Source organism: Niallia alba (genome assembly GCF_012933555.1).
GTDB lineage: Bacteria > Bacillota > Bacilli > Bacillales > Cytobacillaceae > Niallia > Niallia alba.
Genome location: NZ_JABBPK010000001.1, coordinates 3,473,597 through 3,494,171 on the forward strand (window position 1 = coordinate 3,473,597; position 20,575 = coordinate 3,494,171).

The 20,575-nt window shown below is 35.7% G+C and carries 24 protein-coding genes, 1 pseudogene and 1 other annotated feature; of the genes and pseudogenes, 1 reads left to right on the plus strand and 24 read right to left on the minus strand.

From position 1 onward, the window contains the following. Positions 1-616: 616 nt before the first annotated feature. The 18 genes from rpmA to HHU08_RS16810 form a co-directional block, all read right to left on the minus strand. Positions 617-907 (minus strand): 50S ribosomal protein L27, encoded by a 291-nt coding sequence (gene rpmA / locus HHU08_RS16725; protein ID WP_016201696.1) that lies wholly within the window; start codon positions 905-907, stop codon positions 617-619. Positions 908-924: 17 nt separating this feature from the next. Then, on the minus strand, positions 925-1,257 hold the full coding sequence (locus tag HHU08_RS16730) for a ribosomal-processing cysteine protease Prp (RefSeq protein ID WP_016201697.1): 333 nt from the start codon (positions 1,255-1,257) through the stop codon (positions 925-927). Between the two features lie 12 nt (positions 1,258-1,269). Further along, positions 1,270-1,578 carry a 50S ribosomal protein L21 gene (gene rplU, locus HHU08_RS16735; RefSeq protein WP_016201698.1) on the minus strand — a complete coding sequence of 103 codons (309 nt, stop codon included), beginning with the start codon at positions 1,576-1,578 and terminating at the stop codon, positions 1,270-1,272. A gap of 15 nt (positions 1,579-1,593) precedes the next feature. Next, positions 1,594-1,675: a sequence feature (ribosomal protein L21 leader region), on the minus strand. 83 nt (positions 1,676-1,758) lie between these two features. Then, positions 1,759-3,198, minus strand: a complete 1,440-nt coding sequence (locus HHU08_RS16740; protein ID WP_235678822.1) for an Rne/Rng family ribonuclease — start codon at positions 3,196-3,198, stop codon at positions 1,759-1,761. 142 nt (positions 3,199-3,340) lie between these two features. Further along, positions 3,341-4,207: a M50 family metallopeptidase gene (locus HHU08_RS16745; RefSeq protein ID WP_169188895.1), complete on the minus strand. Its 867-nt coding sequence runs from the start codon at positions 4,205-4,207 to the stop codon at positions 3,341-3,343. Further along, positions 4,200-4,970, minus strand: coding sequence for a M23 family metallopeptidase (locus HHU08_RS16750; protein WP_169188896.1), 771 nt, complete (start codon positions 4,968-4,970; stop codon positions 4,200-4,202). Before HHU08_RS16750 ends, HHU08_RS16745 begins: the two co-directional genes overlap by 8 nt. 382 nt (positions 4,971-5,352) lie before the next feature. Continuing rightward, positions 5,353-6,156, minus strand: a complete 804-nt coding sequence (minD, locus tag HHU08_RS16755) for a septum site-determining protein MinD (protein ID WP_016201703.1) — start codon at positions 6,154-6,156, stop codon at positions 5,353-5,355. A gap of 1 nt (position 6,157) precedes the next feature. After that, positions 6,158-6,835 carry a septum site-determining protein MinC gene (gene minC, locus HHU08_RS16760; RefSeq protein ID WP_016201704.1) on the minus strand — a complete coding sequence of 226 codons (678 nt, stop codon included), beginning with the start codon at positions 6,833-6,835 and terminating at the stop codon, positions 6,158-6,160. A 608-nt stretch (positions 6,836-7,443) separates the two neighbouring features. Continuing rightward, entirely contained in the window at positions 7,444-7,959 is a 516-nt protein-coding gene (gene mreD, locus HHU08_RS16765; protein WP_016201705.1) for a rod shape-determining protein MreD, read from the minus strand. After that, positions 7,956-8,846 (minus strand): rod shape-determining protein MreC, encoded by an 891-nt coding sequence (mreC, locus tag HHU08_RS16770; RefSeq protein WP_169188897.1) that lies wholly within the window; start codon positions 8,844-8,846, stop codon positions 7,956-7,958. The genes mreD and mreC overlap by 4 nt, the downstream gene beginning before the upstream one ends. Before the next feature lie 21 nt (positions 8,847-8,867). Continuing rightward, complete coding sequence (locus tag HHU08_RS16775; RefSeq protein WP_016201708.1) at positions 8,868-9,890, minus strand: rod shape-determining protein; 1,023 nt, start codon at positions 9,888-9,890, stop codon at positions 8,868-8,870. Between the two features lie 169 nt (positions 9,891-10,059). Then, positions 10,060-10,743: a RadC family protein gene (gene radC, locus HHU08_RS16780; RefSeq protein ID WP_169188898.1), complete on the minus strand. Its 684-nt coding sequence runs from the start codon at positions 10,741-10,743 to the stop codon at positions 10,060-10,062. Positions 10,744-10,804: 61 nt separating this feature from the next. Further along, a complete protein-coding gene (locus tag HHU08_RS16785; RefSeq protein WP_169188899.1) occupies positions 10,805-11,383 on the minus strand; it encodes a Maf family protein in 579 nt (192 codons plus the stop codon). Positions 11,384-11,597: 214 nt separating this feature from the next. Beyond that, entirely contained in the window at positions 11,598-12,698 is a 1,101-nt protein-coding gene (locus HHU08_RS25745; RefSeq protein WP_169188900.1) for an SPOR domain-containing protein, read from the minus strand. Between the two features lie 101 nt (positions 12,699-12,799). Then, positions 12,800-13,255 (minus strand): type II secretion system protein, encoded by a 456-nt coding sequence (locus HHU08_RS16795; protein WP_169188901.1) that lies wholly within the window; start codon positions 13,253-13,255, stop codon positions 12,800-12,802. A 30-nt stretch (positions 13,256-13,285) separates the two neighbouring features. Next, complete coding sequence (locus HHU08_RS16800; protein ID WP_169188902.1) at positions 13,286-14,047, minus strand: pilus assembly protein PilO; 762 nt, start codon at positions 14,045-14,047, stop codon at positions 13,286-13,288. Further along, a complete protein-coding gene (locus tag HHU08_RS16805; RefSeq protein WP_016201714.1) occupies positions 14,044-14,694 on the minus strand; it encodes a hypothetical protein in 651 nt (216 codons plus the stop codon). Before HHU08_RS16805 ends, HHU08_RS16800 begins: the two co-directional genes overlap by 4 nt. A 2-nt stretch (positions 14,695-14,696) precedes the next feature. After that, positions 14,697-15,143: a type IV pilus biogenesis protein PilM gene (locus HHU08_RS16810; RefSeq protein WP_205835634.1), complete on the minus strand. Its 447-nt coding sequence runs from the start codon at positions 15,141-15,143 to the stop codon at positions 14,697-14,699. A gap of 109 nt (positions 15,144-15,252) precedes the next feature. Here HHU08_RS16810 and HHU08_RS16815 point away from each other — a divergent pair, with 109 nt between their 5' ends. Continuing rightward, positions 15,253-16,332, plus strand: coding sequence for an IS4 family transposase (locus HHU08_RS16815; RefSeq protein WP_169188903.1), 1,080 nt, complete (start codon positions 15,253-15,255; stop codon positions 16,330-16,332). 139 nt (positions 16,333-16,471) lie between these two features. Here HHU08_RS16815 and HHU08_RS16820 read toward each other — a convergent pair whose 3' ends face one another. From HHU08_RS16820 to HHU08_RS16850, 6 genes and pseudogenes are all read right to left on the minus strand, one after another. Next, positions 16,472-16,768 (minus strand): type IV pilus biogenesis protein PilM, encoded by a 297-nt coding sequence (locus HHU08_RS16820; RefSeq protein ID WP_205835635.1) that lies wholly within the window; start codon positions 16,766-16,768, stop codon positions 16,472-16,474. Further along, on the minus strand, positions 16,689-17,060 hold the full coding sequence (pilM, locus tag HHU08_RS16825) for a type IV pilus biogenesis protein PilM (protein ID WP_169188905.1): 372 nt from the start codon (positions 17,058-17,060) through the stop codon (positions 16,689-16,691). The genes HHU08_RS16820 and pilM overlap by 80 nt, the downstream gene beginning before the upstream one ends. A gap of 69 nt (positions 17,061-17,129) precedes the next feature. Continuing rightward, the gene (locus tag HHU08_RS16830) at positions 17,130-17,876 is read right to left on the minus strand and encodes a prepilin peptidase (protein WP_169188906.1); all 747 of its coding nucleotides are present in this window, start codon (positions 17,874-17,876) and stop codon (positions 17,130-17,132) included. Between the two features lie 3 nt (positions 17,877-17,879). After that, positions 17,880-18,314: a prepilin-type N-terminal cleavage/methylation domain-containing protein gene (locus HHU08_RS16835; protein WP_169188907.1), complete on the minus strand. Its 435-nt coding sequence runs from the start codon at positions 18,312-18,314 to the stop codon at positions 17,880-17,882. Between the two features lie 404 nt (positions 18,315-18,718). Continuing rightward, positions 18,719-20,040, minus strand: a pseudogene (locus HHU08_RS26000) (ISLre2 family transposase). A 156-nt stretch (positions 20,041-20,196) separates the two neighbouring features. Further along, the gene (locus HHU08_RS16850) at positions 20,197-20,574 is read right to left on the minus strand and encodes a carbonic anhydrase (protein ID WP_169188910.1); all 378 of its coding nucleotides are present in this window, start codon (positions 20,572-20,574) and stop codon (positions 20,197-20,199) included. Position 20,575 lies beyond the last annotated feature (1 nt).

Sequence of the window (20,575 nt, forward strand, 5' to 3'; positions counted from 1 at the left end):
ATAACAAAAAATGAACCATCTATGAACAAAAACGATAATACCATAGCTTCAATTGATTAAATTAAAAGACTGTTTTCGTAAAGTTTCTTGCTATAAGTATGAACCTGAATACACTTCGCTTTGAAGTCACTGAAAACTACTAGCTATTGATAATTGATCCTAGCCACGTTTTTGTTTTCCGCGGCGTCTGCTCACTTTCCATGGGGAGAGCCGCCAAGCCCTCCTAGATGGACTAAAATCTCTAATCACGTATTAATCGCTAACTTGTTTGGGATTAATTTTATAAAGAAAGGTCAAAATCGAAGTGTATGAAGGCTGCGGGAACAACAAACTATACATAAAGAGCCAAACTTTATCCTTTGATAGCATACGAAAAAGCAATTGATTACACTATTTTTCAACACTTAGACCAAAAGCAGGAAAAGGCAATAACATAGTGATATGTATATATTAGACAAGGTAGTTTCTAAGCGATCAAAAACCCTCTTGCTTATTTGTCTAAGTGTTGAAATCATCATCCACAACATATCTCGGCATCAACTAATTCATCATAAAATCTATCCCTTAACAAACAGATAGACTGACCCTAATCGAGCCAGCCTATCTAATCATTATCTTATGCTTCTTGTGCTACTGGGTATACGCTAACTTGTTTGCGATCACGACCAAGACGCTCAAATTTAACGATTCCGTCAACTTTTGCGAATAGTGTATCATCGCCACCACGACCAACGTTTACTCCTGGATAGATTTTTGTACCGCGTTGACGGTAAAGAATGCTTCCACCAGTTACTAATTGACCATCTGCGCGTTTAGCTCCTAAACGTTTAGAAATGGAGTCACGTCCGTTTTTAGTAGAACCTACCCCTTTTTTAGATGCAAAAAACTGAAGATCTAATCTTAACATTTCGTTCCACCTCCTATTTAATTATAAGTGATAGTTACGTATTTACCATAGTCTCTTTCAATTGTTTCTAAAGATACAATCATTCCTTCTAAAAGAAGTTGAATTTTAGCTCTTGTTTCTTCCGAAATATTTTCAGGAATCGCACAAGAAATAAAACCTCCATCTTTCCCTTGCTTTATAATAGGAGTTATACCAGTAAGTGAAATAACCGCATTGATGCTCCCAAAAGAAACAGCTGATACTCCAGCACACACGATATCATTCCCACTATTTGCAAAAAGAGCATGACCGCTTATCGTAAACGCATGAATGAGCCCATCGTTCGATTTGTCAATCGTAATTTCGATCATACAACTTCAACCTTAAGCGTTGATCTTTTCGATAACAACTTTAGTGTAAGGTTGACGATGACCTTGCTTTTTATGATAATTTTTCTTCGCTTTGTATTTGAAAACGATGATTTTCTTTTGACGGCCTTGTTTTTCAACTTTAGCTGTAACAGTAGCTCCTTCAACAACTGGGCTTCCTACTTTTACATTTTCTCCGCCAACGAAAAGAACTTTATCAAAAGTAACAGTGTCACCAGCTTCACCGTTTAATTTCTCGATGTAGATAGCTTGACCTTCTTCAACTTTGATTTGTTTTCCGCCTGTTTCAATAATTGCGTACATTAAACTGCACCTCCTTAATAGACTAAGACTCGCCAATGACAGGCGTTTTGCTAGAAGCAAAAGCTTAATTACCTGCTATGCGCGGTTGTAGAGCACGGGTGCTACAAACAACATTAAAATACTAACATGTTTAAAGGGTACTGTCAATGATATTCTCTATTAATAAACTTGAACCAACAATCATTTAACCATTCGAATTGTATAATCTGGTTTTGGAAATTCAGCTACTTCGATTTTTATTGTAAAACCTAATACTTCCTCTAACCGTTTTTTATGAATACTTCCTTCTCCGATAAAAAAATGATGGACGTCTTGCGCTGCTTTAATTTCCACAACCTCAATATCCCTATTCCGATATTCCCATAGCTCTCTTTCTAATTGAAAAGCCATACTCTCTGCACTCTTCACGAGTCCTGTACCTTCACAAACCGTACACTTACTTTGAATCGTTTCAGATAAGGACTTCATCGTTTTCTTTCGTGTTACTTGCAATATCCCTAGTGAAGTAAATCCAATTACTTTCGATTGTCTATTATCCGCCGTTAGTTCCTTCTCCATAATAGCAATAACTTTCTTTTCTTCCTCTACTTTCATATCAATAAAATCAATTAATATGATTCCGGATAGATCTCTTAATCTAATTTGTCTTGCTACTTCTTTCGCAGCAAGACTATTGGTCTGAAACACAGTATGCTCTAATTGATGCTTCCCTTCATATTTGCCTGTATTTACGTCTATAATGGTTGCAGCTTCTGCCTGGTCAATAATCATATAGGCGCCGTTGCTTAGCCACACAATTCTTTTCAACGCCTTCTCTATTTCCGTGTCTACATGATAATGAGAGAAAATCTCTTCATTTCCTTGATGATAGGAAACTGTTAAATGCGGGAACATCGTTTGCCATTGCTTTCGTTCTTCCACTCTATCTACAATGACTTCTCCCTCTTTCATTTGCTGAAAAAGATAATATAGCTGTTTCGTAAATTCATTATTTTCTTGTAAAAGCATTATTTTCTTTTGTGTAGCTCTTTGTTCCAAATCCTTATATTCCTGACGTAATACTTCCAGTTCCTTTATTAATTCTTCTTCTGAACAGTTTGCTGCAGATGTGCGAAAAATCAAGCCTTCCGCTTCTGATTTTATACGTATTCCAAAACTTCTTAAGTGTTTTTGTGAAGTGCTAGAGTTAATTTTTTTCGATACTGCTACGTATCTGCCATAAGGCATATACACAATATGTTCCCCAGTCATCTCAATAATGCCCGTTATTTTTGCGCCCTTTGGTCCAGCTGCATCTTTCATTACTTGAACAAGTACCCGTTCTCCTTGTTTAACATAGCTAGAGACACTTTTCTTCTTTTTCTCTTCTAAAGTCCCTTCGTTCCGGACAAAGGAAGCCATTTTTTCTCTCGGCAAATAGGCTCCTTTCCCTGCCCCAATTTCAACAAAGGCAGCATTCATTCCTGGAACAACTTTTGTCACTTGTCCCAAATAAATATTTCCAACAGTCGTTTTAAATTGAGGCTGCTGAACATATATTTTTTCTACTTTTCCATCTATTAGATAAACAAATCTATTTTCTCTAGTCTTCAGATTAACGATTACTTGATTCAACATCATACATCCTTTTTTATGGTTATCATCTTATTTTAGCTTAGAAGAAATGTTTTAGTAAACTCAAGGACCTATTGATTTGAAATAAATTTCAAGTAACTATTTAACTGATAATTAAAAGCACTTTATTTTCCCCCTATGTATAGTCCTATAATACGTATAATATATCCTTTATCTTCGCTGTAACGTTCTTCTCTTTAAAATAGGCATGTAATAGCTCATTTTCATCAAGAATTGTATTTTCTTTGCCCTTTGTTTTTACGATTATTGGATGCTTACATCCTCGATGAAACCGTTCTAATACATCTAATAAATAGTCCTCTTCTTGGACTTCTAATGGCAGTAATTTTCGCAATTCATTTGTTTTTCCATAATATCGTTCCAGCAAAAATCGCATGAATAAGAATCTTCTTTGTTTCCATTCATAATAAATAGAGAAAAGTAAGAAGCTAATAATAATCCATGCATTTAAATTCGCTGGCATTATAAAGAGAACGATTAAAAGAAATAAAAAAACACCCATTATGGATAGATAAAGTGTTAATTTATGGGACTTAGGAAAGGACTTTTTTAGGGAAAATAAAAGAAACAGCAGTTTACCACCATCTAACGGCCATATCGGCAGTATATTAAAGAAAAAAATCATCATATTATATTGAATAAAGGTCTGATACAAGGAATCTGTCAAAATGCCTCCTTGCCATAAAAGAAAGCCTAGCCCAACAAGCCATATATGCTGCAAAGGACCAGAAAGAATCACGATTGCTTCCTCCCGTAAAGGTCTATTTCCATGTTCATCCATCTCTGCCACTCCACCAAAAGGTAATAAAGATATTTTCTTTATTCTCCATGAAAAAAAAGCAGCAGCAAACGCATGACCTAGTTCATGAACAAAAATAATCAGAATTAATAAACATAGTTCATAAAAATGGGCAGTCATTACCCCGATGGCAATGACAACCCATAATAGTGGATGGATATGAAGGTGCTTAAAGACGCTTACGAACCTATTCAATTTCAATCACCTGTAAAGGATCAATAAAGTCATCATTTTGCTTGATAGCAAAAAAGAATAAACCTAGTGCTTCGTCTCCTTCATACCTTGAAGCATTTCCTACTTTTGTACCTTTTTTAATATTTTCATATAACTTTACATCCACCTCTTCTAAGTTGCCATACCAAGATTCGCTTTGATCACTATGCTTTATTACGACCGTTTTACCAAAGCCCTCTTTTTCGCCTATGAAAGTTATTTGACCCTCATTAAAGGATTGTACAGTTGTATCCGTTCCAGTTTCTATTGCGATTCTTTGCCCATTTTGTTGAAATTCCTCTAAAACTTTCCCTGAGGCAGATAAAGCATATTGCTGTAATTGCTCCGTATCTTGTTCTTGTCCTTTCTTTTCTGGCAAAAAGGCTAGTGGTTTACCAAATTGATCTTCATACCAATTAGAAACAACCATAAAATTAAATTCTTTGGACATTGCCTGTTTAATCTTATTTTCGACTTTTGCTAATTTTGTAGAAGGATGATCTACAATGATGGCGACAGCTAGAAAAAGAATAGCCGCACCTAAAATTTTCAACATAAATAGATCTTTTCGAAACAAAGGATGAATTTTTGTTGGGTAATTTTCCTCTTTATCAGCAAAATTGTAGTCATAGCCAGCCTCTTCATCAGACCATAACACTCTGTTATCATTATTTTTTTCTATTCTTGCCCGTTCTTTTCTTCTTTTTTCGATTTTTTTTCTAACATCATCATTTCTTGACCCCATATACTCCTCTCCCCTAACCTACTTGTCCTCTTTACCCTATATTTATGTAAGGGAAGAACAAAGTATGCCTTTATTCAGGGAGGAAACCTTAATGAAAAGAATTCCAGTAATCACTTCTATTAAAACAGAAAAAATAAAAAGCCCTGCAAAGAAGTTGATCGTTCTTGAATCAACTTTTTTGCAGGGCAAAGTTTTGTAAACAGCATTATTTATCCCACTCTTAACGGGCAGTATAACCCCCACTAATGGAAGTTTTTTTATTTCATTGTTACATTTAACATGATCCAAGTATAAAAGGCAGGAGCTTTTCCCTCCTATCTTTTATACTTTATCACATACGCATATTTATGTACGTATAGAAAAAATCAATTATTTTACTATCTTATCTTGCACCAAAGAATGTCTTAATTTTAGCGAAAACCCCTTTTGATTCCTCTTCTAAATGCTGTAAAGGAACGGTTTCACCTAAAATTCTTCTGGCGATATTACGGTAGGCAATCGCAGATTTGCTATTCGGATTTAACGCGATAGGTTCTCCGTTATTAGAAGCTCTAATAACCGCATCATCATCAGCAACAATTCCTAATAAATCAATGGAAAGATGACTAGTTACTTCATCAATATCTAACATATCCCCATTTTTCACCATATGATTTCTAATTCTATTGATAACAAGCATTGGTGGTTCCATTTGCTCTTCTTTTTCTAGTAAACCAATTACTCTATCTGCATCTCTAACAGAAGACACTTCAGGAGTAGTAACAACAATGGCCTTGTCTGCACCAGCGACAGCATTTTGGTACCCCTGTTCTATTCCTGCAGGGCAATCTATTATAATATAATCATAATCCTGTTTTAAACGAAGAACCAATTCCCTCATTTGATTTGGCCTTACAGCTGTTTTATCACTCGTTTGTGCAGCTGGCAGCAAATATAAAAGATCATCAAATCGTTTATCCTTAACAAGCGCTTGATGAATTTTACATCTTTCCTCGACCACATCCACTAAATCATAAATAATGCGATTTTCTAATCCCATCACGACATCAAGATTTCGCAAGCCAATATCTGTATCTATTAAACAAACTTTTTTTCCCTGTAACGCAAGCGCTGTTCCAATGTTTGCAGAAGTGGTCGTCTTTCCAACTCCACCTTTACCTGATGTTATAACAATTGCCTCTCCCATCTTAATATCCTCCTTCCAATTTCAGCAAATTAGGTCTTAAATGTGGTAATACTTGTAATCTATCAATCTTAATGACACTGTCATTCACATATGCACATTCCATTTCTCTTGTTTTTTCAGAAGACGTATTCTCTATTTCCCTCTCAATAAAATGACTAATCCGGATTTGGGTCGGTTTCATAATTGATGCAGCTATCACCGCATCATCTTTACCATTATATCCAGCATGAGCTATCCCTTTCAACTGTCCCATGATATAGATATTTCCTCCAGCTATAACCTTGCCACCTGGATTTACATCGCCAATTAATAGTAAATCACCGGGCACTTCTAATATTTGACCTGATCGCACAATACTAGTTATGGATTTTACTTCATTTTGTCTTAGCCAATTTTCCGCCTCTGTCTTTGTTACTAAATTACTATTAATGGATTGAACAGTTAAATTTTGTTTTTCTTGAATTAAATGAACAATCTCTTCCTTTTGTTCATCTGTTACATATCTATTTCCAAGCTCTACTGTCACTTTTATATCACGGTTTTCATTATGCAGGCTGGAGCTTTCGTTTAATTTATACTGAAGTTCTCTTAATAATTCTTCATAAGAACAATTATCATACAAATGCAAGCCCAGTCCATTCTTCGTTCCTTTTATTGTTACTAGCTGCCTTTTTTTCATTTCAAGTTGTTCACCTCTGTAAGAAAAGCGTAAGCGTCTTCCCATCTCTCATACGGGACATAAAGACATACTACCCTGTTTTATCAAACATATTATTTATTTACTGCAAACAAAATTTATCTAGTGTAGAAGGGCAATAGACGCTAATGCTCGGATATCGTTATACTTATAAATCTTACTTTGCATAAAAAAGCGCAAACATCCTCATCAAACAATAAAGTATGATTCGAACGAGACCAAATATCATTAACGATACTTACGCTATTCGATTCAACCTGTTCATTTGATAGATGGTTGACACCTCTGCTAGAGCATTTACTGTTTTTCATAAATGCATTTGTACATGCAAAAATAAATTTTTACGTCTCCGTTCACTTATTAACAAGTCTTTCCATAAATACTCTGATATAAGATGAAGGACTTTAGACCTCTATTTCTATCCTTTTTAATATCATTCGACAAACACTTTTAAAATTCCTTTTCAAGCCAAATATATTTCTTAAAAAGACTGAAGACAAACAGTCACAAGGCAAATAAATTTCAGATCGAAGACAACCTACATGCCCAACCTGAAATTTATTTCCATTTTTCCATTCTTTCTAACTATATCATTCTTTTAACTCTGCTGCATACTTCTCAAATAAACGTTTATAAGGGTATGCGACAATCACGATAAATACTAAATTCAACCCTAAAGATGGCAAAAGTCTTAAATGCAAGAAACTCGCAAAATCAATGGTTGTCAGATTTATCACTTTTATCACTTGATAAACAATCATTTCTAAAGCAGAAACAGCAAGTAAGCTCATGACGGAAACAACGACAATATTACTATGGAAAATTTTCATTAATTTATTGAAAATATAAATGATAAAAGGGAATGCAAAAAAATAGATACCTAAAATTTCTGTATAAACAATATCAAAAAGCAGTCCAAAAACAAAGCCATAGAGAACGCCGACGTTTCTATTTCCATAAACGGAAAAGAAAAGTATGGTAATCAGCAAAAAATACGGTACGAAAATCCAATTTTTTCCGAATGGGTCTGTTGGTAGCAATTCGAGAAAAACACTTTCTAAAATAAACATGAATGAAATTAAACAGCCAATTAAAACTTTCCTCATTGTTCTTCCTCTTCAGGAGATAACGCTGCCCTGTCTACTACCATTACATGTTCAATATCATAGAAATCTGCTGCTGGCTTGATAAACACTTTTTTCTGAAGTCCATTTTCATCTGGCTCTACTTTTTCTACTGTTCCAATAGCTAACCCTTTCGGAAAGACTCCACCCATTCCTGAAGTCGTAACAAGCTGTCCTTTTTCCACTTTCAGACCATTTGGAACTTCTTCCCAAGTCATAATTAATTGCTTTGTTTCTTTATCATAATCAGCAATAATACCAAACACTTCTGTTTTACTTTTATTCTTTTTTTCGTCTTCTTTAGGCTGAATAAAAACAGAAATACGATTAGCAGGATCTTCAGAACTAAGTAGCTGTACAGTTGCCGTATTAGGAGCCACTGATTTTATTTTCCCAATTAATCCAGCAGAAGTAATAACAGCCATATTTTTCTCGACACCATCGTTATCTCCTCTATTGATGGTAACTAACTCTGTCCATTGGGAAGGATTTCTACGAATTACCGTTGCTTTCATGAGCGTATAATCACTTAAAGATTCTTTTTCTTCCAATGTGTCCTGTAGTGCTTGTACATCTTTTTTGAGACCTTGAACCTGGTATTTAAGCTGAGCATTTTCCTCTAGCTTTGCCTTCAATTCTTTATTCTCTTTATATGTATCTTGTAATGACTTGACATTATCAACAAAACCCACCACAAAATGGGCAGGTCTAGATACAAGGGTTTGAACCCAGCCGGTTGTATCTTTTACGAACTGCTCCGGCCAGGTTAATTTATTTCGATCACTCAATGAAAACCCTATTAATGCCACGAGAATAATGATGCTAACAAGCAAAATAATCAGGCGTTTATTCATAAAAAACTGTGGCATGCTTATACACCTCTAATAAAATTATCGTGAATCTTTTGCTTTATTTTTGAATAAATGAATATGATCTAAAGCTTTACCAGTTCCAATAGCCACACAATCCAATGGATCTTCTGCTATAACAACAGGCATTTTTGTTTCTTCACTAATAATTTTGTCAAGATTTCGAAGCAATGCTCCACCACCTGTTAGAACAATTCCACGATCCATAATATCTGCTGCAAGTTCTGGAGGTGTCTTTTCTAATGTAACTTTAACTGCATCAACTATTGCTGCTACTGTATCTTTTAATGCTTTAGCAATTTCATCTGCAGTAATTTTGATGGTTTTCGGCAGACCTGTTAATAAGTCTCTCCCGCGAATATCCATATTTTCAATTTGATCTGGATTTCCAGCACTTCCAATTTCCACTTTAATACTTTCAGAAGTTCTTTCCCCAATCATTAAATTATATGTTTTGCGAATATAGTTAACGATTGCGTCATCCATTTCATCACCAGCAATTCGAATCGATTGACTAGTTACAATACCACCAAGAGAGATAATTGCTACTTCTGTTGTACCCCCACCGATATCAACTACCATACTACCAGTTGGCTCCCATACTGGAAGATTTGCTCCAATTGCAGCAGCAAAAGGCTCTTCAATCGTGTAAGCATCTCTTGCACCAGCTTGGCGTGTTGCATCGATTACCGCTCTTTCTTCTACTGCTGTAATCCCTGATGGTACACAAACCATAACATATGGCTTACCAGAAAAATAACCTTTATTCTTTGTTGCTTGCTTAATATAGTATTTCATCATCGTTGCTGTTGTTTCATAATCAGCAATAACCCCATCCTTCATTGGACGTAATGCTACAACATTCCCTGGTGTTCTACCAATCATATTCTTCGCATCGTTTCCTACAGCTACAATGCTCTTTGTATCTGTTTGCAGTGCAACAACAGAAGGTTCTCTTAGTACAATTCCTTTACCCTTTACATAAACTAGCGTATTCGCTGTTCCTAAATCAATTCCAAGATCTCTTGTTCCAAAACCTAACATAAATGTATCTCCCTTTCTGAAACTAATGCAATATTATAAAGTAGGTAGACATTCTCCTCTTTGTAATTATCTTTTTATTATTACTTATCTATATTTTGTCATGTTTAGACATAAATACCCAAAAAATCATAAATTATATTATAGCTTATTTCAACAAAAAAGAATAGTATCATACGTAGCCTTTTTCTTTTAAGCTGATAAATTTATTTTCCCCCATTATGATATGATCTAGCAAATCAATCCCAATAATTTTTCCGCATTCAACTAATCGCTTCGTTACTTCAATGTCTTCTCTGCTTGGGGATGGATCACCTGATGGATGATTATGGAGACAGATGATGGAAGCAGCCGATCTACGAAATGCTTCTTTAAATACTTCCCTTGGGTGGACAATGCTAGCATTTAAACTCCCAATAAAAACTACTTGCTTATGCATCACTTGATTTTTCGTATTTAAATATAAGCAAATAAAATGTTCTTGCGATAAAAATTTCATTTCGTTCATCATATATTTAGCAGCATCTTCTGGTGACCGAATACAATATCGATCGGTAAATTCTAAATTGGAGACACGTCTGCCTAATTCAATTGCTGCCATCAATTGAATTGCTTTTGCCGTTCCAATCCCTTTGATTGCTTTTAACTCATCAAGACTTGCATCCTTTAATAGACGAAGGCCATCAAAATGAATTAAAAGCTTGTTCGCTAACGTTAACACTGATTCATTTTTGGAACCTGTTTGAATCAATAAAGCAATTAGCTCATGAGTTGCTAAGCTTTCTGGCCCCTGTTTAATAAAACGTTCTCTTGGTCGTTCATCATTTGGAAAATCTTTTATTAACAACGAATCCATTCTTTATTCGTTCCTCCCTTATCTTTGATTTTGGGAAGAAGAGAATTAGGGACCCTTTGATTTACTTAGGCAGATGGAAGCCATGCGCTTTCAATTCGCGTACCGTTCGAGAAATTGGAAGACCAACTACGGTGAAATAATCTCCTTTAATTTCTTTCACAAGCGTTCTGCCTACTCCTTGAATTCCATACGCACCTGCTTTATCAAATGGTTCCCCGGTGTCTAGATAATCGTATATTTCTTCATCTGTTAATTCCCAAAATAACACGTCAGTTTTTTCATAAAATGTGGAACATATTCCATTTGCCATGATGGCGACACCAGTATATACAGAATGCGTTTTGCCTGAAAGCTCACTTAGCATGCGAGACGCATCCTCTCTCGAAGTAGGCTTTCCTAATATAACACCATCTAGACATACTACCGTATCGGCACCTAGAATAAATGAGTGTTGGTTATTCAAATAAATGGCTTCCACTTTTCTTTCCGCTAAATCAATTACAATTTTTTCTGGTGAAAGAGAAGGGTCAAAGCTTTCATCTACATTACTACTGGATATAACAAATGGTATTTGGAGTTCTTCAAGGAGCTCTTTTCGTCGAGGAGAAGAAGAGGCCAATATGAGGGTTTGCTTTAACATGATTACACCTACCTACTTATTTTCAAATTGAGAGATACACACTAATCCTATCAAAGAATCGCAGGATACACAATTTTGAAACTGAATTTTTTATCGAATAGTAAATAAAATGTAATATGACGAAATTTGTAGAAATATTTATAAAATTATTTTTTTATCCTAAAATAATATAAAGGAGCGTTAGTTTTTTAAACTTTACGCTCCCTCTTAAATTTTACAGCGCTACATAAGCGGCTAAATAGTTTAACAATTGCTGTTGAATTGCCTCTATCTCTTTCTCACTACTATTTTTCGTTAGTTTCATCGTAAGCTCCCCTCCCATGGCAAGATGGGTCGCCATTTTTTGAACCTTTTCATTCGAAAAATTAGAGATTTTTTTCTCCTCCACGATAGCGAGTGCTTTCTCTAACTTACTTTTCTCTTCCGTAGAAATGGATTTATCAAACTGAACACTTGTGACAATTTGAAGAATAGAATAATAAATGGCTGAAGAAGCTTCTATTACCCCCTTTTCTTCCTTAGACACATTCTCTATCTCATTACCATTAAAGACCATCTCTTTTGCATAAGTATCTTTTACTTGCTTTTGCCAAGCTTTTGCATTCTCCAAATTACTGACAACCCCTATTAAAAGGAACTGCTTTTCATCAATCGAGATAATTTGACTCGTTTTTCCTGCATCGGTTAATTTTTTTTGTTCGATTTTTGCTCGCTCTTCATTAGAGAAGACGCCTTTTTGAAGCACATAAGTAGTGATATCTGCTTTCGTGGCGATTTCCGTTGCAGCAGTAGCTTGTCCACCTTTGGAAGTATCGGAAGAATTATTGGCTGAAGCCGTTATATTTCCATTTGTTGCAGCGCTCTGATCACTACTCACCATATTTAATAAAATAAATCCAAAGCTCGTTCCCAAAATAACCGCAAAAAAAACGGCAAAGAAAATAGACGCAACGATTCCTTTCGGCAAGCTTTTTTTCTTACCTTCTTTTGCTTTACTGTTCTTTGATAATGCTGGCTTGTCCTTTTTAGTAAGAGGAGATTGAAAGGCAAATAAACTTTTTTCTTTATTTTTTGCTGGTGCTTCCTCTGGTTCCGGAAGAATCCAATCAAAACTTTCTTCTACCTCTGTTTCTTGACCGGCCGCTGACTCTTCCCTAAAATAATCTTTTTCTTTGTTCTCGTTATTTTGATCCTTATGAAAAACAGAAGGCTGCTTCCGCTCCACCGCTTCATCTGTATCCTTATATTGGAATGGACGGTCTTTCCCGTTGATTTTAATCGTTATTGTTTTTCGATTCTCCGGTTTTTCACACACTCGTCCTACCCCCATTTTCATTTATTTCGTTTATCCTATCATACAAATAAAAAAAAATAACAAGACTTTTGTCGTCTTGTTATAGAATGATTTCGTCAAATTCAGTTGTTGTTAGACACGATCTGACTTGGGGAAAGGCCCTTATATTGAATTGCTTGCTCTACTCCATCTTCCTCTGTACAAAGCTTTCGATTTTCCCCTTTTAAACAAACTGCAATAGCTATGTTATTTTGAATGGTTACATAGCTTTTAGCAGAAGGAACTAGTTCGCGGTCTGTATCCGGATCATTAAATGTTCCCATATAACCACTTTCGACAAGTTCATGATAAGTAATTCTCTCTTTTGCACCCGTTCCACTAGTTGTTGCTTCTTTAATATAAAAATCAGTAGCTTCTTTCATATTCCATGCGTTTGCGATAAAAGCTCGATCACGCATATCTCCTATTACTTTCAGAACAGAAGGAATCGCTATCGCAGCTATTATGCCAAGAATGACAAGAACAGCAAGCAACTCCATTAGGGTTAGTCCCTTATCATTTAGTCTAGTTTTTAGCATTGCTAGACCCACCTTCTTTTTACGGTTCCACTATTCATCTTTACTATTTTCTAATGTTCCGGTATCAAAAGGATTCTTTCGTTCAGATACTTTAGGAGTATCTAATCGAGGAAGATCCTCTATTAAATCATTTAATGCTGGATAGTAATAAATAGACACTGTTAGTTCGAAGTCTATCACTTGATCACTTTCTTCAACTGATGTAATCTCTTTTGGCCCTGTAATGCTTAACGAATCAATAGTCATAATACGGTTGGAAGCTTCAATTTTTTCGATAAATCGCTCTAGTTCGAAATAAGTAGATGCTTCACCAATAATGTTGATTGAAGTTTGATGAATGCCACTTGGAAGAACAATCTCTTCCGTATTTGTTTTTTCATCCGCGCCATCATTTTCTTGCTTATTTGCATCACTGATTGCTTGATCGGCTGTAGTAAGCTCTCCATTTGTCACTTCTTCTGTGTCGGTTCCATTTATACTCATTTCGATAATATTCGTATCAGAAATAATCTCTACTTTTTCTATTTCAAGGAGTGCCTGTTCTAACAAACGTTTCACAGGTACCTTTTTCTGCAACTCGATAGTGTTTGTATTTGCTTCTGAACCAGTCGTCTTTAGTTTAGATTCCAAAATATTCGCTTGTTGCTCTGCCATTTGCAACTCTGTTTTTTTCATATTTACGTCATTGTATAAAGGCATTAAATAGAAATAATAACTATATAAAGCTGCTAATACTAAGAGAATCATACTGAGAGAAAAGAACACGAGTGGCTTATGATCACTTAATCTCATGGGGAATCCTCCCCTTTTTCATTATCTTCTTTTTTCTTTTCCATTTCGTCTCGCAGCTTTGCTTTATTTAGTACAAATTCATAACTAGCAAAATAGCGTGGTTCCACTTCAGCTTGTTTCAAAATATCAATCGCTTGATCCACTTGATCGCTAATTTTATTTTCAAGTGTGTCTGTTGATTTCGCTTCCGTTAAAAGAGCCTCATCTACCCAGCTAATATCTAGTAAGGAATTTAAATAATAAGCTGCATCACTTTTTGTATCGAACTGTATAATCATACTTGTTGTAAGATCATCCGATACCTTTAATTCTTGAATAAAGCCTCTTTCAGGCAAGTTTTTTGTTAATTCTTGCAAGAAGAGAACATAATCCACTGATTGATTATTCGCCCAATTTATGGCTGACTCAAGGCTTTGGACAGACTCTGAATTTTTGTAGTTATCTAACTTCTGATTGTACGTATTAACAAGATTTGTCGTCATCTCTAACGAGTTTTCTGTTGCCTCTAATTCAGCCTTTTTGGTCGTAGACTGCCAGATAAATAAGCCTATTAATAATAAAGTAATCAATAAAGCTAGGATAACCCAAAGTAATTGTGACTTTCTCTTTGGTTCTTTTTTAGGAAGGAGGTTTATTTCTACTAACATTTTTACACCTCTTTTAATCCTAAACCAATGTTTAAAAGAAAACTTGATGGTATAGGCTTGTTAGAAACTGTTTGGTTCACTTTTAATGCAAGAACAGGAATATCAAAACGGTTCTCTATACTTTCTACAATCGTAGAAAGCCATGGATGGTCTCCTGCTATTACTAATTTTGTCACTTGTTTGTCGCCTTTATTTAAAGTATAGCGATAAAAGCTCATCACTTTTTCCAATTCTTTATAAACATCCTCAAGACCAATCCACATCTCAGCCTTATCACCTGTAAATGTCAGCTTTTCTTCTTGCAAAAGCTCATCTGTCGTAATGGTCCACTGTTGTTCATCGATTTCTAGTAATAAATGTCTCATCAATAAAGGATAATGTTCTTCAAAAATGCTGGCATTTACTGTTTTAATATCGATTTCCACTAGCGTCGCATTAAAATAATTCAACGCCTTCTAAAAATCTGAATTTTCTGTAATATAACCCAAGCATAAAAAAATCCTTTATACTGGTTGAGCGGTAGTAAACCATCCAAATCCAATACAAAGGACCATAAGCATGGATAAGTTTACACGAAAAACATCATTTGAACAATGGTTTACACCGATTTCTTCAACGAAATTAGAAGAATTAGTGGAAACCCATCATTTAAATTACTATACAAAGAAGCTACACATCACTTCATTCTTGAAATTACTCGTATTTGCACAACTCAACGAAATCGAAAGTTTACGTGCTGTCAGTGAGACATTGTTTTCAGACGACCTTCAAAAAGCAACGGATTTAGAATCGATTAGCTTTTCGCAATTAGGCCGCCGATTAAATCAAATTCCAACAGACGTGTTCCAGCACGTTTTTCTGGATTTAGTCGCTCAGATTCATGCGAAATCTCAATATGAGCAGCGCCGGAAAACGACAACACCGCTGAAAATCATTGATTCGAGTACGTTGCCACTCAATTTGAATAATCACAAATGGGCGGAGTTTCGCAAAACAAAATCAGGTATCAAGCTTCATTTGCGCCTTGTTTACGCAGAAAAAGGCTGTTCCTATCCTGATAATGCGGTGCTGACAAGTGCGAAAGAACACGATCGTGGCCAGCTAGAGGTACTCGTTGACGACAAAGAATGCATGTACGTTTTTGATCGTGGTTACTTAGATTATGAGCGATTTGACCGCATGACCGATGATGGCTATTTCTTCGTCTCACGCTTGCGAAAAAATGCGGTCATTCGTGTCGTAGAGCCATTTAAACTGCCAATCGATTCAACTGTATTGTCGGATGAAATGATTCTGATCGGCACCACACAAAATCGTGCAGAAAATATCTTTCGCCTCATCAAAGTGCTCGATTCAAAAGGTAACGAACTGCATCTAATTACGAATCGATTTGATTTAAGCGCCGATGATATCGCTGAATTGTACAAATCGCGCTGGGCAATCGAGTTATTTTTCAAATGGTTGAAGCAGCACCTGAACATCAAAAAGTTCTACGCGCAGAGCGAACAAGGCGTACTGGCACAGCTGAACACGAACAGTTCAAGGACGTACTTACAAATTAGTCGCTTACTCAAAGCGGCACCATGGAAATCCGCTCATTTATGGCTACGAAAAATCGTAGGGAAAACCGTGCCCTAAAGAATTTCACAGGTCTGTTGCACTCGTCAAAGGTTATAGTAAAAAAATGGATGTTAACTACCTCTATTCAAATGTCTTTGTTTTTCTTCTCATGAGTAAAAACAAGAAAGCAGAAAATTCAGTCAAAATTTATGCAACACTAGTGATCGATTTCAACTAACATGATATTTTCATCAGCTTCCACTTTATTAGAATGAAAGAAGTAACGATAGAGTGCTAAAGCGGAAATATCGGCAGATTGCGGAGATAATTTTGCCTCTTCTAATAGATCTGCATATTGTGCAACACTTTCTTCAGGTGCAGCAAATAAAATAATTTGCTGTTTATTTTTTTCTTTTTCTTTCAACAAGTAATAATCAAAAACAGGTATCCTCGAATGGCAAATGGATCGATGTTCCAAGTTCCATATACAAATAACCTTTAATTTCATCTTCACTCACATCTTCTGGAATAGGAAGCTTTCGAATGACAATCGAAGAATCTGGAACTAAGAAGCGAACTTGTTTCTTCGATAGTTTCCATTCATCCATACATTCTTCTAGAATCCACAGAAAATTTTCGACATCCTGAATAGTTCCATCTTGAATCAATCCAGGCGGCAAAAAACGCTCTCCAAAACTTTGCACAGAAGCATCTTGGGAATTCTTCATTTCCACATATCGAATAACATGATCCTTTATCGTTAAGTTAACCACTCTCTTTTTGCCAAAATTAAAATTTAGTGCCATATTGAAAACTCCTTATTGTTACTAGATGGAGGAAGATAAAATCCCCTTCCAAAAGACCTTTTAGCTGTTTTAAAGGACAATGTTTAAGTACCATTGGATAATTGAATTACCAAAATAGTAAGCGATGAGTGTTCCTAGAGAAATATAAGGACCAAAGGGAATAGGTTGTTTCTTGTTCGATTTACCAAGAGCCATTCCGATAAGACCTCCGATTGTTCCTAAGAAAGTAGAAAGAAAAAAGGCAACAAAAAGTAACTTAATTCCTAAAACAAAGCCAATTACCGCAAAAAGCTTGATGTCTCCTCCGCCCATTCCCCCTTTTGAAACGATGGCAATAATGAGGAGAAGCGTAAATCCAACCACTGCACCAAGTAAAGAATTCCACCAAGGATGCAACGGGATGAAAAATCGTTCGATTATAAAAATAACCGAAAAAACCAGCAATACTTTATCAGGGATAATCATATATTTTAAATCAGCTACCGTAATAATGATAAACAAGGAAATCAGTGTCCATGATACAAACAGCTCGGAACTCCAGCCAAGCAGTAATGGACTTATGACAAAGAGAACACCCGTTAAAAGCTCAAATATAGGATAGAAGGGGGAAATCGATGCTTTACAGCATTTTGATTTCCCCCTTAATAATACATAACTTAAAACTGGTACAAGCTCCATCGCCGATAACGTTCGTCCACAGCTTGAACAATGAGATCTTGGCCTAACAATCGATTCATTTATAGGAACCCTTAAGCCAACTACGTTGTAAAACGAACCAAGGGTTATGCCGTATAGGAAGATTAGTAGGTAGATCATATGTTAAATATAACCTACTTTACTACAACTGTAGAAGTATCCTTGGGCATTAATATTTTTTATGGTAGCCCCTTTAAATTCAATAGTTTTTTTCCCTGCCTCAACAGGATCAGTAGTTAATTTAAATTCATTATCAGAAACATCGACACTGAAGTTCTTAATGGATAAATTATTTACATAAGAATTATCAATTTGAGCTTGAGTAATTTTACCACCCTCAATATTAGAAACATCATTCGCAGCAGCATAGTTTTTAGCTGCGTTTAAAATTGTTATGGCATCAGCTCTAACAGCATCTTCTTTTGAATTTTGAATTATCCCTGAAATACTAGGAATCGCAATCGCTGCAATAATTCCCAAAATTACAATAACTGCTAGTAACTCGATAAGTGTTAAACCTTTTTCATTTTTTATACGTTGTTTAATTAATTGACGCATGTATTTATCTCCTTTTAATTGTCATTTTTTGTTTTAAATCTATTACTATTATACTAGATAGATCGTTCTAATTATATCTTTTTTTCAATAAATCCCACTAGTGTTGCATTAATTTAATTTCACTATTAGGAATACTCTAAATGTTCAATTTTATCATTTTATGCAAAGAAAAAGTCCTTTATAATGGATTAGTCAGGTGGTAACCCGTCCAAATCCACTAAAAAAGGACCATCACATGGACAAGATTACACGAAAAACTTCATTTGGACAATGGTTTTCACCTATAAGATTGAGTCAAGTTTTTGTGGGAGTGTTTTATAGCTCCCCTTTTATAAAGTAATACTTCTAATTTTGTATCCGTTTTCTAAATGTTTTCTTTCATCAAAATTTCGTTTTTTTCTTTTTTAAAAACCTTTTAATCCCTGTAAGGCAAAGTGAACGGGTTTTCCAATCGCTTGATTTAAGTATGGCATGTTCTGACGCACGGTTTCTGTTACTAATTTTGTGGGTATTTTTCTTTTCGCTCGATGCTCTTTCTCTGATTTTTCCGTGGCTTTTTCCCATTTCCCATATATCGTTTGGATGGATAGGTCATCCTTCAATCCAATCCACAAGCGCGCCATGCTCATGACCCCTTTTTTGCTCCATGCTCTTCCATTCTTTAATCGTTTGGCTAATTGATTCATCATCGCCTCTGCACTTCCCATTGGACGATACGCTGTCGTGTCCACTCCTTTTTCCTGTAACCAACTACGGTAATCTTTTATGGTTTCCTGATGATGCGTTAAAAAGGCAAGGAAATGCTCTAGTTTTTCTTCTTTTTCTGGTGTATCCATTGTTCCTACTGCGCTATTCAACTCTAGAAGTAATGTTTCTACCTGGTAGTTTCTTAACGCTCTTTTCATGTAGCGGTATCGAGGATGGCTCTTCATTAGTTGCTTCATCGAACGAGCGACATGAAAACGGCGCGTTCCCGAAAATACTCCCGACATGCCGTTATCCAGCCTGCTCCATCACCATTAATAATAAGCAAGGTTTGGGTAGGATCATACGCATAATGATTCTGTAAGAACGTTTCAAAGGCTTCCCAAAAGGGTTCTTTTCCTTCATAAAGAAAATGCCTTTTATTTCGGAGCCTGATTCGCTTTCCGTTTTCTTTCCATCCCTCGTGTACAGCGGCGAATTTCAACTCCCATCCACGCTTTTTCTTTTCTTGACTCTTCACATATAATCCATCTACTTCGACAAACAATACCTTTTGAAAAGGGCGTTTTTCCTTAGCGGGAAGTACGCTTGTTTGAAGAAGATGTTGCCGTAATGCTTCGTGGCTCATCGCCGAATAGCCTAAAAATTGTTCGAACGTTTCCACCGCCTTTCGATAGGAGGAGCCATTCGTCGCTAGTTCTAACCCCCATTCTTCTAGTAGCGGACTAAATCCCTTATTCCCCTGAAACTGTAAATAGTGATCTAATAGACAAATATATTTTTTAGTCACACGATCAAAATAATAATTACGCTTCAGCTCCACAGCTCCAAACGCTGTATCTAATCGTATTTCTCGTTTATCACGTAAAGCAAATCTTCTTTTGTCTCGTTGCTTGGCAATCTCTTGATCCCAATTTTCTAACGTTTGAATAAGGATTTCTTGAAACGTCATTTGTAGTGTTCGAAATAAAGTTTTTTCCAATTCTTTTAATGATGGCATTTTTATGTTACATTGATTCATGAGAGCCTCTCCTTTTCGTAGTTTTCTAGTCAAACTCTACTTTACAAAAGGAAGCTCTCTTTTTTAATACTTAATTTTTTCCAGCTACCGCGCTTTCGCTTGGTGGCCTTTTTGTCTAGTTGGGGGACGAGTCCCCCAACTAGACAAAAAGGATATTTATTCTCCCACAAACATTTTACTCATACGTTTTCCATTTAGCCATTCATTAATCGTTTCACCAGTAAATTCAGGCATGCTATTTTGAAACAGATAATCCAATGTCTGTATTCTTGACTTAAATTGTCCATCTATCGAAATAAAACGATCGGCCTCACTGCTTGTTCCGACAACAAAAATTTCTTCTACTTTTTCCTGAAAGACAGCAATAATAATTGACCTCATTATATCTCCAAAAGGATTGGAGATAACAGGACCAAAGCATTTTATAGTTAGCATGTTTTCAGGCTGTATATTGGTTTCCTCTTTTATAATTGATTCCAATCCATCTCTAACATCCATCAAAAATAATACTTTTTTTGTCTTATCTAAAATCATC

Excerpts from the sequence above, each read along its gene's own strand:
- rpmA (WP_016201696.1), bottom strand. The coding sequence starts at position 907 with ATGTTAAGATTAGATCTTCAGTTTTTTGCATCTAAAAAAGGGGTAGGT.
- HHU08_RS16730 (WP_016201697.1), bottom strand. The coding sequence starts at position 1,257 with ATGATCGAAATTACGATTGACAAATCGAACGATGGGCTCATTCATGCG.
- rplU (WP_016201698.1), bottom strand. The coding sequence starts at position 1,578 with ATGTACGCAATTATTGAAACAGGCGGAAAACAAATCAAAGTTGAAGAA.
- HHU08_RS16740 (WP_235678822.1), bottom strand. The coding sequence starts at position 3,198 with ATGATGTTGAATCAAGTAATCGTTAATCTGAAGACTAGAGAAAATAGA.
- HHU08_RS16750 (WP_169188896.1), bottom strand. The coding sequence starts at position 4,970 with ATGGGGTCAAGAAATGATGATGTTAGAAAAAAAATCGAAAAAAGAAGA.
- minD (WP_016201703.1), bottom strand. The coding sequence starts at position 6,156 with ATGGGAGAGGCAATTGTTATAACATCAGGTAAAGGTGGAGTTGGAAAG.
- minC (WP_016201704.1), bottom strand. The coding sequence starts at position 6,835 with ATGAAAAAAAGGCAGCTAGTAACAATAAAAGGAACGAAGAATGGACTG.
- mreD (WP_016201705.1), bottom strand. The coding sequence starts at position 7,959 with ATGAGGAAAGTTTTAATTGGCTGTTTAATTTCATTCATGTTTATTTTA.
- mreC (WP_169188897.1), bottom strand. The coding sequence starts at position 8,846 with ATGCCACAGTTTTTTATGAATAAACGCCTGATTATTTTGCTTGTTAGC.
- HHU08_RS16775 (WP_016201708.1), bottom strand. The coding sequence starts at position 9,890 with ATGTTAGGTTTTGGAACAAGAGATCTTGGAATTGATTTAGGAACAGCG.
- radC (WP_169188898.1), bottom strand. The coding sequence starts at position 10,743 with ATGGATTCGTTGTTAATAAAAGATTTTCCAAATGATGAACGACCAAGA.
- HHU08_RS16785 (WP_169188899.1), bottom strand. The coding sequence starts at position 11,383 with ATGTTAAAGCAAACCCTCATATTGGCCTCTTCTTCTCCTCGACGAAAA.
- HHU08_RS16795 (WP_169188901.1), bottom strand. The coding sequence starts at position 13,255 with ATGCTAAAAACTAGACTAAATGATAAGGGACTAACCCTAATGGAGTTG.
- HHU08_RS16800 (WP_169188902.1), bottom strand. The coding sequence starts at position 14,047 with ATGAGATTAAGTGATCATAAGCCACTCGTGTTCTTTTCTCTCAGTATG.
- HHU08_RS16805 (WP_016201714.1), bottom strand. The coding sequence starts at position 14,694 with ATGTTAGTAGAAATAAACCTCCTTCCTAAAAAAGAACCAAAGAGAAAG.
- HHU08_RS16815 (WP_169188903.1), top strand. The coding sequence starts at position 15,253 with ATGGATAAGTTTACACGAAAAACATCATTTGAACAATGGTTTACACCG.
- pilM (WP_169188905.1), bottom strand. The coding sequence starts at position 17,060 with ATGGCACTAAATTTTAATTTTGGCAAAAAGAGAGTGGTTAACTTAACG.
- HHU08_RS16830 (WP_169188906.1), bottom strand. The coding sequence starts at position 17,876 with ATGATCTACCTACTAATCTTCCTATACGGCATAACCCTTGGTTCGTTT.
- HHU08_RS16835 (WP_169188907.1), bottom strand. The coding sequence starts at position 18,314 with ATGCGTCAATTAATTAAACAACGTATAAAAAATGAAAAAGGTTTAACA.
- HHU08_RS16850 (WP_169188910.1), bottom strand. The coding sequence starts at position 20,574 with ATGATTTTAGATAAGACAAAAAAAGTATTATTTTTGATGGATGTTAGA.